We start from the raw sequence: 18,236 nt of genomic DNA, 5'->3' as shown, positions 1-18,236 counted from the left end.
ACGCGCAATTTCGACGGCCGTCCTTCACGCGTCTCTCGATTGCAACGCAAGTGGCAGATGAGAAAATAAGCGAGACGGGGTGTTACCGCTGCGACGAGATGGCGCGAGATTATGAAGTCGTTCGTGAAGAACTGGCGCCGGCGCCCGGCTTAAGCGGTGTTTCGAGCCGGGACGGTCTCGAAGAAGGCTCGGATGATGACACGCAAGAGCTCTGCGAGCCATCGCAGCAGCAGGCCGAAGTTATAGCCGGCAGCGGCGAGAACAGCGTCGATGCGGTCGCCGAGGCGTCCCTTGAAATAATTTCTGTCCATGCGGTGCTCGGCCTTGACGTGGCTGATGACGGGCTCGACAGCAGCGCGACGCTTCATCTCGCGACGGATGGAAGCTGTGATGCGGCGGATCTGACCCGAGATCCAGACCCTGAACCGATGCGGGTGGTTGTGACCGCGATATCCTTTGTCGACGTGGATACCGCGAGCCTCCACCCTGGTGAGCTTCTCCATGTCGGCAATTACGGGACCGAGCGTGTGCCCATCGAAGGGGTTGCCATGCAGCGCCTTGGCACCGAGCACGAACTGGCCGCCCTTCGGAGACGTCACAGGGATGGCGATGCTGACCTTGCAGCCGAACTCGTAGGGCGCGCGGGCTTTACCCTTGCCGATGCACTCAACCTCCGGAGCATGTAACGCATAGACCTTCGGACCGCGCTGATGCTGATCCTGGCTGCGCACCTGCTGCGCTAAACCGAGCAACGGGCCGAAGCGAGCTTCCAGCACCGTATCGCCATCAATCTTGCGGCGGATGTCGCGGATGATCCGGCCAAGCCGTGTCCGCAGGAACTTGAGCTGCCGCCGGGCGCGTTTGAACTGGTGGGCGTGGGTATAGCGGCCGGTCATGATGGCGGCGCGCTTGGCCAGGCGCAGATAGCTCTGGCGTAGCGGCACACGGTTGCGCTTGGCGAGCCCGACCAGCTTGATGATTGCTCGATGCAGGAGCCGCGCGTCGGTCGGATGCGCAACCGCCTTGGGCTGCACCGTGGTATCGACCACCACGCGCTCCAGGTCCTTCGGGCCGAGGGCGCCTGTCTTGTGCGCCACCGACAGACTTTCCTGGATTAGCGCAACGAGCTGCTCCTCGCCGAGCCGCTGCCGCCAGCGCGTCATCGACGATCGATCGATCGAACGGCAGACGGTGGCGGAAGCTCAGCTCGCCGCAGAAGTATTGGTAATAGGGCTTCTCGATCCAGCGAGCGCACAGCACCTCATCTGACAGGTTGTGCATGTGCTTCAAAATGAACAGGCCGGCGACTAGCCGCGTCGGCAAGCCCGGCTGTCCCGACCCTGCTTGGCACACCGAACTGAAGCGCTCATTCAGGATGTTCCAGTCGATCAGCGCTGCCAACCGCACCAGCGGATGACCCATGTCGATGATCTGATCAAGCGCCGGAAGCAACAGGTCTTTCTGGCGATCATCCCGCGGCTTGCTCATCGCATTCCCCAATGTCGACGACGCTGTCAGGGAATCACGAATCACCCAAAAGCAAAACCTAAAACGCAAGAAAGCGAGGTCCAATACCCCGCTTTCCTGCAAAATCGAATACTACATCAAGAAATTCTGCTTATTTCTCAGGTCAATTCGCATTTCTTCACGGACGACTATGAAGTCGATTGAGCGATGTATATTCTGACACATTCAAATTCGCACCCTGCCCGTTAGCGGCAGGGCGCGAATCGGGGCGAGCCAACGAACGGGCGGACCTTTTCGCAGACGTCGTCCGCTCCCCTTGGCGCGGCCTGCCAATTCATCACGCGCGATAAAGCGTGTGTGGTATACCGCTGAAGATCTCTGCACCGCGCTCCGTCACCAACACGGTCTCGCTGCAGCCAAACAGATAGCCGCTTTCTCCGAGGAGAATGACTGGCATGTGGACGGTCATGCCGGCCTCAAGGAAGTCGGTTGCGCCCGGCTCCAAGCTCATGTTCCCGCGTTCGTTCCACGGAGCGCCGGTTTGGTATCCAACGCGGTGGTTAAGCGCATGCGGACGTGCGGATCGTTCGATAACCTTACGAGCGGCGGCGTCAATCTCTCCTGCCATAACACCCGGCTTGATCGCGGCGATCGCGGCCTCAAGGGCCTCCTCCGCCAAGGCGTGCAGGGATTCGGTCTCGGGATGGCGGCCGAGCACGGCGGCCCGGACCAGCGGCCCGACATATCCTTGCTTCATTCCGCCGACTTCGATCATGGCAGGTTCATTGCTCCTGATCGGGTGGTGCGTGAGCTTGGTGTGTGGTAGCTTTACTCGCTCTCCGAATCCGATTGAAACCAGCCTAACTTCGTCGCCGCCTGCCTTTTTGACCTCGCTTTGGATGGCTGCGGCCATTTCGGCTTCAGTGATGCCGTTCCGTAGCGACTGTTGAAACGCTCCCACGGCCACCCGGGTCATGGCCATCGCCTCGCGCATAACTCTGATCTCCAGCTCGTTCTTCACGGCCATCACCGATGGAACGAGACGAGAAGCATCGACGAGCTTCATATCCGGAAGGCGCGTCTGAACCGCACTTACATCTGCAGGTGCAAGGTTCCAACAACCGAGCTCAAAGCCTACCCTGCGGCCTGCTAGTCCCAACCTTCGAAGAACGTCCGCGCACACTTTGGCAAAGTCCGGCTGCTCGGTATACGTAATGATCTCGTCAATGCAACTTTCCGCGCGAACGCCCGTCAGCTCGTATTCGCGAACAACGTATGTCGGCGCCTGCCCCGGCACTAGGATCAACGGGAACGGCATGAAGTAGCCACCCATCCCGTCATATCCGGTAAGGTACCGGAGATGACCATGGGCAGTGACCACGATTGCGTCGAGATCAGCGCGAGCTACGGTCTCAAGCACATTCTTCTGCCGACGCTCGTACTCTGATTTCGGGAATGGTGCGCCAGTGAAAGGAATTGACTTACACGTTGCGGTCATAGACTAGCTCCTTTTGTCATTACTGATGCTGCGTTTCAATCGACCAGTTTGAGTAGGAAATCACTCGTAGCCGAGCGCACCAACGTACGTCTTGCACCAGATTCGACGTCACGGCGGAAACAAGGGTACCGAGGCCTGTTTTTATTCTGGGCCTATAGACCCGGCCGCTCGGGCTTGTTGATGCGGAGCAATTGGTCCGTCAAATGCTGTCGACTTGATTGACCTAGAATGTTCACAGATAGTGGGTATGCGTGCGCACTCACCGTTTAGTAGAGCATGCACGAAAGTGAGCTACCCCGCAGATGCGAGCGCCTCAATCGCTTGTCGGTGCACTAGGTGCGCTCTCCAAACGACCATCTCCTTCCAATCTGACTTTTGCGGGTAGAAATGGAATTTGGTCGCATTGCGAATCTGGCGCCCACGATCGGAGTCAACTGCTTCCGGTTGGCACGTGAACAGCCAATGTTCATCTGGCACGATCGACGGGTTAGTATACGTTCCAAATTCGAGAGCAACGTAGGTGTGCCTGTCCGCCAAAGTACGCTGCCAAAATTCGTCCTGTGTCCCGTGCAAAATGACCGCGGATGAGGTTCCGAGATCCGGCGACGTGACCGAAGGGCCAAAAATACTTGCTGCCCGTTGATACCCACTTACTCCGGAGGGCTGCTCACATTGCAGCTCTCCGTAGCCATAAGGACCGAGCCCTGTGTGATAGTCGATGATGATTGCGCTGTCACGGACCGCTATGTTAAAGTCGCTTACTATTTTCTCGAGGGTTCGCCTCGCTTCCGTGGGCTCCGCTCCGCCGTAACACAGACCACCCGGCCTGGTATACTGACCCCGATTTCTAGCCGATCTGTAATTCAGTTCGCCGTGGCGCGCGCGGTATGCCGCGACTGCGGCTTCTGCGCGTCGCATCCCCTCCCCCGTCCTGTCCACGGGAACAAGATGTTCTGCCAGCTCCTCATATTCAGGATTTGACGGCAACGGCTTTGAAAAATCCACAAAATTCCGATTAAGGTCGCACCCCTCTGCAGTCGCCCGACGGTCCCAGGCGAAACCATGGCAATTCAGAGCATGGATAACGAGAATACCCGTTGACGGCGGAAGGGCTTCGTGGAATCTGGCATGGAGAAATACAAGTTGCGCCGCAGATCCGCAGTAACCCTCCGGACCGTGCGTGCCCGAGATCAAGACCAAGACCTTCTTGGCATCCGGGTCGCCGTAATACGCCGCATCGGTGAACAGAGCCTCACCAGATGGCCCCTTCGTGCTGCATGGATACGGTCTCGAGGTTAACGCCGTCGCCAAGAATTTTTGCCTAGCCTCTGTGTAAGAGTCAGAAAAAACAGCACGAACAATTTGGTTTGCGACATCAAGGTTCACGCTGCTTGACCTCCACCTTCGCTTCGGCTCGGCTCGCGGATGAGACGAACAGAAGCTCCATCATGACGCGTCACCAAGGGTTAGCGAGATTGCCCCCTGCACCGTCGTACAATGGCAAAGCGATCAACTTATCAAGGGTCGGCCCGCCAAGTCGACAGATCGATTTGCCCCTAAGTGCTACCAGTCCCTGGAGACGAATTTCCGCAACTTTGGCCATTATTCGATAAATTGCATATCCTTGTCCGTAAAAACGCAGCTTTTCATACAATGGTCTCTCATTCCTAAAGCATTGAAAGGTGGCGCTAAGGTCCAATGTCAAGCAGCCGCCGACTCGAAGACTTTATTACAAGTCGTTGGATTGCATGGATTCTTAAGTCCCTGCCGCTCGTCTGCGCCTAGATTACACCTTGCAGGAACCGGACCAGAAAACGAGCGCGCGCGAATGCATGAGGTGACGAAGAACGCATGGACGGCATCAGGCGATACTTGAGGACACCGATTTAGCGCCGGGTACTGCAGTTGGACTGGAGGAAGCATTTGGGACGATCGCTTTCTCTCTGGCTTGTAGGTGCGAAGCCGGAGTCTGTCGAACTTGACAGCGGTTCTGGGTAACTTCAAAGATATCCAGTCTAGCACTACTTTGGCAGATTGTGGTTTAGCCGCCGTTTTTCACGGATTTGCTTTCGGCAATATGGGCACCGCTGAGACGGCGGCCGAAGGATGAGATCGACGATGGCATGACGTACGGCTGGCATGGCTGGCTGAGGCGGAGGCCCGTTGATTCTTTTTTTCCGCCCCGCGTATGCGAGGCGACGATGTTGCAGGAAGGCGTAGGCAATCATTGTCATCAAGGTTGGCCAGATAGTATTTTTTCTCCCGCGGACGCACGTTGCTCGCCAATGAGTGCCGCGCGGCAATCAGGATGGAAGCAGAGCGTCAATCAGGATGAGAGAGCGTCGCCGAGCTCGTGACGCAGGGAGGGCGTAGCCCGACCGGAGTTACGAGCTCGGCGACGGCGCGATCCACAAGGGACCGCGCCGTCTGGTGATCGCGGCCGGCTGGTTATGCAAGTGGTTCTTCCGCCAAGAGGAATCACTCGCTTGCCAGGCCGACACATTACCGATCACCAGATGAGGCTCTACATGAAGTACCGTCAGACCGATACCCCGCCCGTGGCCGCCGCCAAGGCGTCGTTCAGCACGTCAACCGCCTATCGGATTGAGAAGGATCCCCGCCTGCCATCGCGGAAGAAGGGAGCCCGCGGCAGTCGCCGGCCGGATCCCTTGGCCAGCGTGTTTGAGGCCGAGGTGGTGCCGATGCTGAAGGCCGCCCCCGGCGTGCGGCAGATCGCGATCTTCGAGGAGATCTTGCGACGCCACCCTGAACTCGGGACCAGAATCCGCCACATGCTGGAGCGCCGGATCCGCGCCTGGCGGGCGATCCACGGCGAGGAGCAGGAGGTGATCTTCCGCCAGACCCACGAGCCCGGCCAACTCGGCCTCTCCGACTTCACCGACATGGGTGAGCTGGGGGTGAGCATCGCTGGCATGCCGCTCGATCATCGCCTCTATCACTTCCGGTTGGCCTATTGCGGGTTCGAGCACGCCCATGTCGTGCTCGGTGGCGAGAGCTTCGTCGCCTTGGCCGAAGGGCTGCAGAATGCCCTGTGGTCGCGGCGCACCGCGGGAGCATCGGACCGACAGTCTGTCGGCCGCCTTCTGCAATCTCGATCGGAACGCGAGGGATGATCTGACGCACCGGTACGAGGATCTTTGTGCCCATTACGGCATGCGGCCCTCCCGCAACAATCGCGGCATCGCCCACGAGAACGGGGCGATCGAGAGCTCGCACGGCCATCTCAAGCGGACGATCGCCGATGCGCTGCTGTTGCGCGGCACTGCCGACTTCGATGATCTCGCCGCCTACCGCGGCTTCATCGACGAGATCGTCAGCCGCCGCAATGCCCGCAACGCCAAGCGGATCGACCACGAGCGCACCATCCTGCAGGCGTTGCCAGATCGCCGCACCTCGGACTACGAGGAGGTGATTGTCCGCGTGATGTCAAGTGGCGGCTTCACCTTGCGCAAGGTGTTCTACACCGTGCCGTCACGCCTGATCGGCCACCAGCTGCGGGTGCGCCTTTACGACGATCGTCTCGACGTGTTCGTCGGCGGCACCCATCTCGTCACCCTGTCGCGTGGACGGCCGCATCCCAACGGCAAGCACGACCAGGTCGTCGATTATCGGCATGTGATCCATTCCTTACGGCGCAAGCCGATGGCGCTGCTCAATCTCGTCTACCGTGATCGACTGTTCCCGCGCGAGGCCTATCGCCGAACCTTCGATCGCCTGCGCGAACGGCTGTCGGACAGGAAAGCCTGCCGGCTCATGGTCGATCTGCTTGCGCTGGCGCACGAGCGCGGCTGCGAGGCCGAACTCGCCGGTCAGCTCGCCGCCAACCTGGACGCCGGCCGACTGCCCGACCTCGGACAGCTGCGCGCCCACTTCGCGCCCGATCCTGCCTGCGTGCCGCAAGTCATGGTGCAGCTTGCCCCGCTCGCCAGCTATGAGTGCCTCATCGGCGCCAGCCAGATCGGAGACGCCGCATGAACACGGCCAACACAGTCGACACCGCGCGCCTCAATCTGTTGCTCAACGAGCTGCGCCTGCCCGCCATCAAGGTGCTGTGGCCACAGTTCGCCGAACAGTCCGACAAGGAAGGTTGGCCGGCGGCCCGCTTCCTCGCCATCATCGCCGAACGCGGCCGCCGTCGCATCGAGCGCCATCTCGTCGAGGCGCGGCTGCCGGCCGGAACGACCTTCGATAGCTTCGACTTCGAGGCCGTGCCGATGATCTCCAAAGCGCAGGTGACCGCGCTTGCCGCTGGCGATGGTTGGGTCGGCAAGGGCGCCAATTTGTTGCTGTTTGGGCCGCCTGGCGGTGGCAAGAGCCACTTGGCGGCAGCGATCGGCTTGGCCCTGATCGAGAACGGTTGGCGGGTCCTGTTCACCCGCACCACCGATCTCGTGCAGAAGCTCCAGGTGGCGTGGCGCGAGCTCAACCTCGAGGCCGCCATCAACCGCCTCGATCGCTTCGACCTCCTGATCCTCGATGACCTCGCCTACGTCACCAAGGATCAGGCCGAGACCAGCGTGCTGTTCGAGCTCATCAGCGCACGCTACGAGCGGCGCTCGATGTTGATCACCGCCAATCAGCCCTTCGGCGAATGGAACAGGGTCTTCCCGGACCCCGCCATGACGCTCGCCGCCATCGATCGCCTCGTTCACCACGCCACCATCATCGAAATGAACGTCGAGAGCTATCGCAGGCGCACCGCGCTCGAGCGAAAACGCGGCCCAGGACGGCCACCGTCGCACGCGACACCAAAAACAATCGCTGGTTGACGCTCCGCGACAATCAGCGCCAACAAAACTCTTGCGCGCGACAATCATCGCGGCAATCATCACCTCACCTCACCTCACCTCACCTCACCTCACCTCACCGCGACACCGACTCGCCATCCTGATTGTCGCGCGCTTCCCAGCCAGATTGTCGCGCTATACCAATGAGCCAGGCTTCGTCGCCTGGGAAATGCTGCCGACCTTTATCCCATATCCGCTGCGGAGGGCCGTCGGCGGTCCGGACACGGAGAGCAGCAAATTGGGCTTTCAGCCGACCTTTCGTCCCACGACGCCAACTCACGGCTTTCCATTTGGCGCTGGCGAGCATTTGTTCTGCGGCAATCGATAAGATATCGGGCACGTGGTGCTTTCGTGGTTTTCCGCGGACGCTGGTAATCGGCCAAATGAGCTTCACATCGACCGGATACACTTTCTGGTGCCGAGGGATGCCGACAGCCTAGGCCAGCCCGCGCTCTGTTAGCCCTTGTCGAAACGGTGCGCTGAGGCCGTATCCTGCATCCGCCAGCACACATCCAAAGCGCACGTTGGCTGCCATCGCGCGGTCAATCTCGGCTAGAGCAATCTCGGGCTTGGACCGTGCCGTTCGATGTTCGACGGCACGCGAGCGCGCTTCAAACGAGATACGTCGCTTGTCCAACTGTCTGGCAGAAAGAGACGTAACGTGACCATCACTGGCACTTCGCCGCGCGCAAGCGTTAAAGACACCAGCGTTTGGCAATTTGCCGTTTTACCGAGAGCCGACTCGTATTGAGCCGCAACACCGACCGATCGCTCACCCTTCTTCGGCAGTGAGGTGTCATCGATAACCAGCATCGCATCCCTGCCGCCGACAAGTCGGTCCGCCTGGTTGAGCGGCTCCGTCTCCAGCGGCGTCGCGTCCCAGACACCGTCCGCAATGAAATGGTGGCAACTGGTCGTAGTTGCCCGAGGCAAGGCGCTCCGCCATCGGCTGAACGCTCTTGCGATCGCCCGGACCGATCAATCCCGCAACATACAGAGGACACATCCGCTGCCGGGTCTTATGACCCAGCCGGTCCAAGAACGGCATCAGCCAAGGTTCGAGTTCGTCTTCCCATCCCGCCATGGTCAGCCCTTCCAGAGCCGACCACCCATGAATCATTGAAAAATTGATTCGGGAATCCTATAAAACGCGGCAAAATCAACAATCTGTTCGCGGTAGGGACCCCCATCACTGGGCGCCCCCCGCGCAGATCCCGGCGAGCCCAATTAAGGCACCGGGCTCCTACCTCGGGTGTTTGACGGCGAAGCGCAGCTTCGGCCATGGATGAAGGATGCGAACCTTGGGGAGCCAGTCGTCGGTGATCTGCGTTATGCGATCCCAGGTCAGACAGTTCCGCTGACTGCGCCGCCGAAGCGTACGCCTCCAGAGGTCGGTCAGATAGAACCGAAACGCATTGAGCGCTCGGCCATTCGTCGGGACAGCAAAGTACGCAAAGTGGCCGGTCACGACCTGCCTGAGCCATCTCCCCTGTGCAGGGATCGGCCAGTGCATTCGGCGCCTCAGCTCCTCCTTGATCTCGCGGAGTTTGGTTCGCATGCGGTCGCTACGGGTCTTCCGTTGAAGCTGGAAGCGCCCTTGGCGTGATTTGCCGCAGATGAATGTGAACCCCATGAACGCAAAGGTTTCCGGCTTTCCGAGTCCGCGCTGCTTACGTTGAGCCGCCGCATGGCGACCAAACTCAATCAGGCGGGTCTTGGCCGGATGGAGCGTCAGCTCGAACTCCTCCAGTCTCGCGCGCATCGCATCGAGGAAACGACGTGCGTCGTCCTCGCGCTCAAAGCCGACCACTACATCGTCCGCGTAACGCACGATGATCATGCCGCCGGAGGCCTCGCGTTGTCGCCAGCGCTTGGCCCACAGGTCGAGAGCGTAGTGTAGGTAGATGTTGCCGAGGAGCGGTGAAATCACCGAACCTTGACCCGTTCCCCTGTCATCAACGGTTACGACGCCGTCTTCGAGAATACCTGCCTTCAGCCATTTCTGGATGAGGCGGATGATGCGCTTGTCGCCGATCCTATGTTCCAAGAAGCGCACCAGCCAAGATTGACTGACTGCGCCAAAGAAATTTTGGATGTCGGCGTCAACGATCCAGTTCACCTGCCGCGTCTCGATCGCTGTGCAGAGCGCGTCCAACGCATCATGTGGCCCTCTGCCGGGCCGAAACCCGTAGGAAAAGCCACAGAAGTCTCCTTCGTAGATGGCGTTGAGCACGATGACGGTGGCGCCCTGGACGATTTTGTCCTCGAGAGCCGCGATCGCTCGGCCGCTGCTTGCCGTCTGCCTTTGGTATGTACGTCCGGCGAGACGGTTGCGGGCGGTATGTTCCTCGTTGGACCCGTTTGTGCAGATCGGCGAGCTGGGGCTCGAGATCTTCCTCGTAGTCCTGCCACGTCATGCCATCCACTCCGGGAGCGGCCCTACGCCTGAGCGCAAAGAACGCCGCCCGCAGTGTATCGACATTGATGTGGTGAAGGAGCGCGGTGAACCGGTCCTTCTTCCTCAGCCTTGCGGCTGCCCGTACGCGGTCCAGCGACTGGGTCATGCGAGCCCGGCCCTGTGTCCGGTGTATGCGCCGCTGTTCCGCGTTTCCCTTGGTCCCCAGCCTTGGCTCCACCCACTCCTCCGCCGGTAATCCGGCTTTGTTCGTCGGCTTCTCAGCTACTATGCCAGAGTCAGACTTCTCCGTGTCGTGCATCAGCGGCTACGGCTCCTCGCCTTCCCGCTGCGGACCATATCCTCGGAGGAGGAAGGTGGCCGACCCGGAGATATCCCGGTTCCCGTACAAGGAGCTTCCATGCATGCCAGGGTCTACGACCACGCCGGGCTGGACGGGTGCTCGCGTTTGCGCACTCGCCCATGTTGCCTTCCGCTCTTTGGACAGCGTCGACGCCCGGGATAACACTGTTTCGCGGCTCAATGGCTGGCCTGCATGCTCCCCTACCGACGCTTCGCCGACCCCCTCGCGGAGGCCTGCGCACGGCTCGGGGCCGATGTGGTTCGCTACACCTTCATCGCAATGGACTTTCACCATCTACTCCTTGCCGGTCTCCCGGCGCACCCAAAGTAGTGCTAAGACGCCAGCGCCGTCTGTCCATTCTTGACGACGGTAACTTGCCTGTCTCGTACATGGCCTTCGAACGAAATCGAGTTTCCGTCCTTCCAGAGATAGACCGTAAGGATCTCACCCGGAAACACCGGTGCAGACAATCGAACGCGATGACGTTGGAAGGCAGAAGGATCGTAATCCGCGTAGGTCTGCAACACTGCTCTGCAGGTCAGTCCGTAAGTACACATTCCATGAAGAATTGGCTTAGGAAAGCCAGCCTGACGAGCGAATTCAGGATCGCTATGCAAGGGATTCCGGTCACCCGACAGCCGATAGATCAACGCCTGATCGGGACGGATCGGTATTTCAATCGATCTGTCCGGCGCTCGATCGGGGACTTGGTGCGGCTCGGGCATTCCTTCCGAAGATCCACCAAAGCCGCCGTCGCCCCTCGCAAACGTCGAAGATATGATAGTGACGATCTTGTCCCCCTCGCCATCTCTGACGATGACTTCGTTCTGTATGATCGCACCCTTCTCCTTGCCTTTGTCATATACGCCGCGCACACGTGCATCCGCCGTAACGCTGGCTGCGACAGGGATCTCCTTGTGAAATGTGATGTCGCGTTCGCCATCAACGACCATGACACGATTAAGGCCGAGAACTCCAGGTCTCGCCCCCCAGACGCAGACCGAAGCAAAGGTTGGAACCACCTTCAACCGCTTCGGTGTTGAAAATGCCTCATTGACAAAATGCAGTTCCTTTTCGTTCAACGGATCGGAGCCCATGCCGATGCCGAGCGCATAGAGCATTACCTCGCGATCACTCCACGAATAGGGAACAGCTTCGGTCTTGAGATTGAGTACTGCGGGATAGTCGATTGGCACCGGTCACCTTCCCTTATTTCTAACGTCAAACGGGCGCAATAAGCAGATGTCCACTCTCGATCAGTTCGACGGCAACTTTGACTCTCCGTGATTGCCGCAATTTTCTGGCAAATTGTCGCGCTCCTTCCTTTTTGGAGCGGCACGGACGTGGCGCAGCGCAGATTTCATAGCCGACTGAGATCAGCGGCGATCCAGATCGCTTATCGCCGGCGACCGCTCGCCCGCGACATGCTTCCTCCCGGCTCACATGCGTGAGTTTGAGACAGACGCATCGTCTTATGACATCTCAAGTTCTATCCCGAAGCTAGATGGTGGACCGCCGACAATGGATTCTCTGCCAAACGGAATGTGGTGGTTCTGGCATTAGAACTCAGCGCCAATGAAATATTCCTTTCATGGCGTGCCTGTCCGCTTCGCAAATGGATATTGTTCTTGCAGACGGAACGCATCGCTCAGTTTGCGTGTCGAAATGTGCGCTGGCACCTCATTCAATTTTTCTAGCTCTCAATAGCAATGGCCGTGCCAATGCGGTGCGACGCATTAAGCTTCTAACTACAGGAAGAAGTTCTCACAGACCGCACCGCGACCGGCTGTTCAAACCCGACGGCCCTCCTTTGTCAGTAACGCAACAAGGAACGCCCCTTCTGCGACAGGCGGTCCTGGCGATTATCGCAGCAGGCTGTCGGAAAGAACTCTGCTTACCACAATGCCCGCTCCGGGGATTCTTATTGAGGGTCCAATTAGGTTGATCGCGATCGGCGCGGCGCTTCAAACAAAGGCGACGCGTGTGAGTCGCCGAGAAGGCGATCCAAATCACCATATCACCATGCGCACGAACACTAGATCCCGCGCCTTTGTGGAAACCTGCTCTTACTGCTAGGATGCCGCGCTGAAAATGGCTGCCGAAACTCTCGATCTCTCCTTCTTGCAAGCTGGTCAGAAAGCGACTCCCGCGATCGGATGCGGATCCGCCTTTGTCTCTTGAGGAAGCTTGCGAGCGCCGAAGCGATCTCACTCCGCTCGCAGGAATAAGCCTTTTCAAGGAACTTAACGCTCCCGCCAAATTCACCGCAGATTCCAAGCAACCACTCTTCCTCAACCTGGCGCTCCTCGTTCGCTGCCGACCGTACAATCATAGTGCCATAGTATCCTAGCATCTGACGCCGTCCGGCTCATAACTGTAACGACGCTGCGATCCTGATCAATGCTATGCTCCTCGTATCCACGCTCTAATCCAGGTTTCAAGATCCTTTTCCCGACGAGTTCAGACGTGCCGTCCTGCGACGCCACCAATTGGCCGGAACATCCCTCGATCTAACGAACCCGGCGTGAGGCGGCAGGCTCCGCGTGACGGGCTGCCGAGCGCTGGGCCGCTAGCGCGTAAGACCGTATGTCTGCCCATACCGACAAGGTTTGTCCTACACCTGCGCATCCGAGGGGTGCTCGGGCGGATCGAGCCGATCCTCGCAAAGGCGAGCTATGGCGGATTATAGGGAAGCATATGTCGGAACCGACGTTGCGAAGCTGCGAAACACCGTCCCGATTTCAGATGCAGGCCGGGAAGGAGCAGTTCGCTTCTTCGGCGAGGTAGATGCGGTAGATGCGTCGGCCACCAACATGAGCCGCGGCATTTGGCACGGCGAGAGGGCGCAGGATGCCAGCGCATGTGCGGGCCGTAGGCCAGCCACGTAGGCGCCGCGGCAATGGTAGCTACTGGCCGGATCGTCGCGCGATTGCGATCGTCATTGACCTGGAGGAGAAGACCTGCCCTTGCTGCCAACTGGTCAAGCACCGTCGACTCCGAGGGAGTTCACGTTTTGAGTATTGCCAGATGACTTGGAATTTCGATGAATATGAAACGTCACTTGCGTGGCCAAGCCTCGATTCCGGATGTGAGTTTTCTCGAGCAGTACCGGCAAATTGTCGGAAGCGAAAGTTTCAACGCCAAATGTCTTCTAAACATCACCGCTCCCCGCGGTGACACATAACCGCGGCGCATGCGTAGCGCCTGTCATGGTAGACTTGATCAGTGGACCACCATCATGCAGCCCTGGCCGCCTGCCGCTTTGATTCCTTGATATGTGCAGTGAGACGACCAGCGTTACCAAGCGGCGCGTCGTCATCGCTGATGAGGCGGCTCAATGTGCTATCTTGACCGCCGGAATATTTGACGGCGTGATATACAGTTGCCCGACTGTCCCAGATTGCGACGTCTCCCGACTTCCAGCTCCAGCGCACGGTGTTTTCTGGCGCGGTGAGGTAGGATTGAAGTAAGTTGAATAGCCTTTCGCTGGTAGGCTTCTGCAGGCCGACAAAGTACTGTGCGAAATGTCCGAGTACGAGCATCCGTTCGCCAGTCTCGGGATGCACACAGACGACCGGATGCGCCGCTTCATAGATTGTTCCGGTGAAAACATCGTCTAGATGCAGCCGGTCCGTCTCTTCCACGCATCCGGTCACGGCGCAATCATGGTCACTGTAGCGCGCGGCCCAGAGGTCGTCGGCCAGCATCCGTAGCGGCTCTGGAAGGTCAAGGTATGCTGCCGCAGCGCTCGACCAGACGATGTCGCCGCCGTCGGGCAGGACTGAACTTTTTGAACATGTCTCACCGACACTGACACCCATGTGCATCTGGTCGGCAGAACGGCTGCCACCAACCCACGCCATTGCGAACGGTGCTTCCCTGATCGCATGGACTGTCGAACGCGGCCTGAGCGAACCAAGTCGGACGGCAAAGCGCTGCCGCTCGGCATCATCAAGGTGCGCCTGATCACGGAAAAAGATGACCTTATGCGCGAGGAGCAATCGACTAATGGCCTGGACGGCTTCGTCTGACAACTCATCGGAGAGCCTGATGTTCTTGATCTCGCTACCAAGCCGAGTTCCGTGCTCGATGATATCCGCGCGCGGAATGATGCCGCCAATGGTCGTATTGCTCATGATCATGACCTCACTATCGTGACGCTAAACAAGACTCTAGACCCATGGTCGGCAGAACTGGCGACGGAAGCTCAGCCAACTTACTTTGGTCGCTGGCGGACCCTATTCGGCCGCGATGTCTTGCGGCAAACACGAAAGGCAAAAGCCAAGTCATTGGCGACCATCGCGTGGTTGCCACCATAACCCACTCGAAAGTCGGCTCCCATCGAGATCATTATCGAATGGACCTGCAGCAGAGCACCTCAATTCTACGCCTCTTGCGCGCTCTACTATAGATTGTCTTATTTCCGAATCCGAACCAGCGCGCAAGTAACAAGTTCTTGTTCGGAGTATCCATTATAATGTGTTCTTCGTTCATCCCGGCGTCACGCATGGACCATCTATCCGGGCGATCATGGAGCAATGAAACGGTGCGACATCTCGAGCCTGATCGTGCTTCAAGGGCCTCAGAGCGATCCGACGTTGTCGTCTGCAGTTGCGCCGTAGTCCCTGCTGGCCCATTCTACTTCGCGCAATCTTGGACGCCGAATAATGTTAGAACGCATCGGCTCAACTGGCAGATCAGAGGATCAGGGAAGTGTTCGACCGAGGGCACGAAGTTGTCCCGATACCGGGGATTCGACGGCTTACATGCCGTGCTGGCATCGGCCGCGAAGATTTGTCTGGCGAGTTCGAGGAGAATGAATCTTCGGCCGCAGCCTGTGACCTCCGGCGTCCGGTTGACGTGGACGCTTTCGATCGCCTGTCAACCAACCTTTGGCGATTTCCCGAGCAGAACTTCGGTCAGCTCTCGCAACGATCGTCTTTGAAACTCTAGCGACCGTCCAGATTGCTCTTGATGCTCGAGGCTGGCGTCTGTCCGCCTGGCCATTTCCGGTACAGTAAGCGGACACGAGTGGGCCACTTATAACGCGGCGAGTTTCTGTCCGGGAGTATCGTCTCTCAAGGCAACGGGAACGAGGCAATATTGAGCCCAATCCATAAGCACCTTATCGAATACGCAAATCCCGCGAAGACGTCGATGTGCCGTTGGATTGTTGGAGTTTTCGCGTAACTCGGCCCCAACTGCGGGGTTACGGCTGCAAATTGCCCACAAGCGTGATCGCGGAGATTCCGAAAGTTTGAGGTCGCCGATTGCAGGCTATGCCGTAGTGTCGGTGAGCTAGCGGCGGTATCCGACGGGTAGAAGCATTTAGGAAAGCCGAACAAGCAGCAAGGAGAGGTGACGTTGACGGCTCAAGACGAAGCACTTTTTCGCAGATTCCGATCAGGCAGTACCGTGACACATGCGTCCCATACGGGGGATAGCGTATCGCGTCAGTTGGCACACGCCACTTAGTCGTTCGTGAAGAACTGGCGCCGGCGCCCGGCTTAAGCGGTGTTTCGAGCCGGGACGGTCTCGAAGAAGGCTCGGATGATGACACGCAAGAGCTCTGCGAGCCATCGCAGCAGCAGGCCGAAGTTATAGCCGGCAGCGGCGAGAACAGCGTCGATGCGGTCGCCGAGGCGTCCCTTGAAATAATTTCTGTCCATGCGGTGCTCGGCCTTGACGTGGCTGATGACGGGCTCGACAGCAGCGCGACGCTTCATCTCGCGACGGATGGAAGCTGTGATGCGGCGGATCTGACCCGAGATCCAGACCCTGAACCGATGCGGGTGGTTGTGACCGCGATATCCTTTGTCGACGTGGATACCGCGAGCCTCCACCCTGGTGAGCTTCTCCATGTCGGCAATTACGGGACCGAGCGTGTGCCCATCGAAGGGGTTGCCATGCAGCGCCTTGGCACCGAGCACGAACTGGCCGCCCTTCGGAGACGTCACAGGGATGGCGATGCTGACCTTGCAGCCGAACTCGTAGGGCGCGCGGGCTTTACCCTTGCCGATGCACTCAACCTCCGGAGCATGTAACGCATAGACCTTCGGACCGCGCTGATGCTGATCCTGGCTGCGCACCTGCTGCGCTAAACCGAGCAACGGGCCGAAGCGAGCTTCCAGCACCGTATCGCCATCAATCTTGCGGCGGATGTCGCGGATGATCCGGCCAAGCCGTGTCCGCAGGAACTTGAGCTGCCGCCGGGCGCGTTTGAACTGGTGGGCGTGGGTATAGCGGCCGGTCATGATGGCGGCGCGCTTGGCCAGGCGCAGATAGCTCTGGCGTAGCGGCACACGGTTGCGCTTGGCGAGCCCGACCAGCTTGATGATTGCTCGATGCAGGAGCCGCGCGTCGGTCGGATGCGCAACCGCCTTGGGCTGCACCGTGGTATCGACCACCACGCGCTCCAGGTCCTTCGGGCCGAGGGCGCCTGTCTTGTGCGCCACCGACAGACTTTCCTGGATTAGCGCAACGAGCTGCTCCTCGCCGAGCCGCTGCCGCCAGCGCGTCATCGACGATCGATCGAACGGCAGACGGTGGCGGAAGCTCAGCTCGCCGCAGAAGTATTGGTAATAGGGCTTCTCGATCCAGCGAGCGCACAGCACCTCATCTGACAGGTTGTGCATGTGCTTCAAAATGAACAGGCCGGCGACTAGCCGCGTCGGCAAGCCCGGCTGTCCCGACCCTGCTTGGCACACCGAACTGAAGCGCTCATTCAGGATGTTCCAGTCGATCAGCGCTGCCAACCGCACCAGCGGATGACCCATGTCGATGATCTGATCAAGCGCCGGAAGCAACAGGTCTTTCTGGCGATCATCCCGCGGCTTGCTCATCGCATTCCCCAATGTCGACGACGCTGTCAGGGAATCACGAATCACCCAAAAGCAAAACCTAAAACGCAAGAAAGCGAGGTCCAATACCCCGCTTTCCTGCAAAATCGAATACTACATCAAGACCAATTCTGCTTATTTCTCAAGTCAATCCGCATTCTTCACGGACGACCACTTAAGCCGCAGCCGCACCACCCGCTCGAACCATTCATCCAGCATGGCGGGTAGATTTCGCGAGCGGTGGCGAGATCACGCCGTCTTGGGGCGCTCCATCTGTGGAGCGGTGTAGAATGCCTTTTCGAGCAACCCGTTGAAGCCACGGAAAGCGGTCCTGGATTGACCCCCATCAGGCCTGATGGATATTGTTAACCTCAAGCCGCCCAATCGTGATCTCGCGTGGTCCCCACCTCGAATCGAGGCCGAGATATGCCGTCGTCGAGTTCCGTCCCAATTCACGACATCTGCATCGGTCACCCTGTATTTAGGTTTTTGGCTGCGGTGTGGCGAGTGCACGTCGAATCATGCACGGCCGCTTTTCGTACGTAACGCACAATGGTCCGCAGGGTGTTGGGTACTACCATCATTCCCTGCTCGTCGAATCCGACGAGCCGCCGCATCTCACGGTGAGAACGCGTTCGGAACTTGAGAAACCACGGCCGGAGAAGATCATTATCAACCGACCTACAGCGTGCAGTTCCAGGCGGACACAATACATACCTAATACGGTCACGCGCTGCTCCGCGCATGCAATTCACAAAAGCAGGCTCGGAGACCTAGGCGCATGTCTGTGGGCCATCTTATGAGCCGATGATAGTTTTGCTCGATGAAAGGTACGGAGCGAACCACTCGCTGATTGAGAGGGCTA

The 18,236-nt window shown here is 58.9% G+C and carries 8 protein-coding genes and 4 pseudogenes; 3 read left to right on the top strand and 9 right to left on the bottom strand.

What is annotated here, in order from left to right; genetic code table 11:
• Positions 1-149: 149 nt before the first annotated feature.
• Positions 150-1,488, bottom strand: a pseudogene (locus tag ACVW1B_RS00970) (IS5 family transposase).
• Between ACVW1B_RS00970 and ACVW1B_RS00965 the strand changes: the two are divergent.
• Positions 1,414-1,671, top strand: coding sequence for a hypothetical protein (locus ACVW1B_RS00965; RefSeq protein ID WP_253610077.1), 258 nt, complete (start codon positions 1,414-1,416; stop codon positions 1,669-1,671). The pseudogene ACVW1B_RS00970 and the gene ACVW1B_RS00965 overlap by 75 nt on opposite strands.
• Positions 1,672-1,804: 133 nt before the next feature.
• Here the strand turns inward: ACVW1B_RS00965 and ACVW1B_RS00960 are convergent, their stop codons facing one another.
• The 3 genes and pseudogenes from ACVW1B_RS00960 to ACVW1B_RS00950 form a co-directional block, all read right to left on the bottom strand.
• Positions 1,805-2,965: a M24 family metallopeptidase gene (locus tag ACVW1B_RS00960; protein ID WP_253603714.1), complete on the bottom strand. Its 1,161-nt coding sequence runs from the start codon at positions 2,963-2,965 to the stop codon at positions 1,805-1,807.
• A 291-nt stretch (positions 2,966-3,256) separates the two neighbouring features.
• Positions 3,257-4,351 (bottom strand): DUF2817 domain-containing protein, encoded by a 1,095-nt coding sequence (locus ACVW1B_RS00955; protein ID WP_253603716.1) that lies wholly within the window; start codon positions 4,349-4,351, stop codon positions 3,257-3,259.
• Between the two features lie 669 nt (positions 4,352-5,020).
• Positions 5,021-5,202: pseudogene (locus ACVW1B_RS00950) on the bottom strand (IS701 family transposase); the annotation flags it as partial.
• Between the two features lie 249 nt (positions 5,203-5,451).
• Here ACVW1B_RS00950 and istA point away from each other — a divergent pair.
• Together istA and istB are read left to right on the top strand one after the other, a co-directional pair.
• Positions 5,452-6,961, top strand: a pseudogene (gene istA / locus ACVW1B_RS00945) (IS21 family transposase).
• Positions 6,958-7,755, top strand: coding sequence for an IS21-like element helper ATPase IstB (gene istB / locus ACVW1B_RS00940; RefSeq protein WP_253603718.1), 798 nt, complete (start codon positions 6,958-6,960; stop codon positions 7,753-7,755). The pseudogene istA and the gene istB overlap by 4 nt, the downstream one beginning before the upstream one ends.
• A gap of 139 nt (positions 7,756-7,894) precedes the next feature.
• Here istB and ACVW1B_RS00935 read toward each other — a convergent pair.
• From ACVW1B_RS00935 to ACVW1B_RS00915, 5 genes and pseudogenes are all read right to left on the bottom strand, one after another.
• Positions 7,895-8,893: pseudogene (locus tag ACVW1B_RS00935) on the bottom strand (IS701 family transposase); the annotation flags it as partial.
• Between the two features lie 123 nt (positions 8,894-9,016).
• On the bottom strand, positions 9,017-10,006 hold the full coding sequence (locus ACVW1B_RS00930; RefSeq protein ID WP_456794405.1) for a reverse transcriptase domain-containing protein: 990 nt from the start codon (positions 10,004-10,006) through the stop codon (positions 9,017-9,019).
• Positions 10,007-10,864: 858 nt separating this feature from the next.
• A complete protein-coding gene (locus ACVW1B_RS00925) occupies positions 10,865-11,728 on the bottom strand; it encodes a MaoC family dehydratase (RefSeq protein WP_253603720.1) in 864 nt (287 codons plus the stop codon).
• Between the two features lie 2,040 nt (positions 11,729-13,768).
• Entirely contained in the window at positions 13,769-14,668 is a 900-nt protein-coding gene (locus ACVW1B_RS00920) for a TauD/TfdA dioxygenase family protein (protein ID WP_253603722.1), read from the bottom strand.
• Between the two features lie 1,371 nt (positions 14,669-16,039).
• On the bottom strand, positions 16,040-17,374 hold the full coding sequence (locus ACVW1B_RS00915) for an IS5 family transposase (RefSeq protein ID WP_253609775.1): 1,335 nt from the start codon (positions 17,372-17,374) through the stop codon (positions 16,040-16,042).
• Positions 17,375-18,236: the final 862 nt, after the last annotated feature.

Source organism: Bradyrhizobium sp. USDA 4502 (genome assembly GCF_054063355.1).
The sequence above is the reverse complement of the archived record's forward strand: the minus strand, read 5'-3'. Positions and strand labels throughout refer to the sequence as shown.

What these genes read in the sequence shown, in the direction of transcription:
- ACVW1B_RS00965 (WP_253610077.1), top strand. Translation starts at nt 1,414, where the DNA reads ATGACCCATGTCGATGATCTGATCAAGCGCCGGAAGCAACAGGTCTTT.
- ACVW1B_RS00960 (WP_253603714.1), bottom strand. Translation starts at nt 2,965, where the DNA reads ATGACCGCAACGTGTAAGTCAATTCCTTTCACTGGCGCACCATTCCCG.
- istB (WP_253603718.1), top strand. Translation starts at nt 6,958, where the DNA reads ATGAACACGGCCAACACAGTCGACACCGCGCGCCTCAATCTGTTGCTC.
- ACVW1B_RS00920 (WP_253603722.1), bottom strand. Translation starts at nt 14,668, where the DNA reads ATGAGCAATACGACCATTGGCGGCATCATTCCGCGCGCGGATATCATC.
- ACVW1B_RS00915 (WP_253609775.1), bottom strand. Translation starts at nt 17,374, where the DNA reads ATGAGCAAGCCGCGGGATGATCGCCAGAAAGACCTGTTGCTTCCGGCG.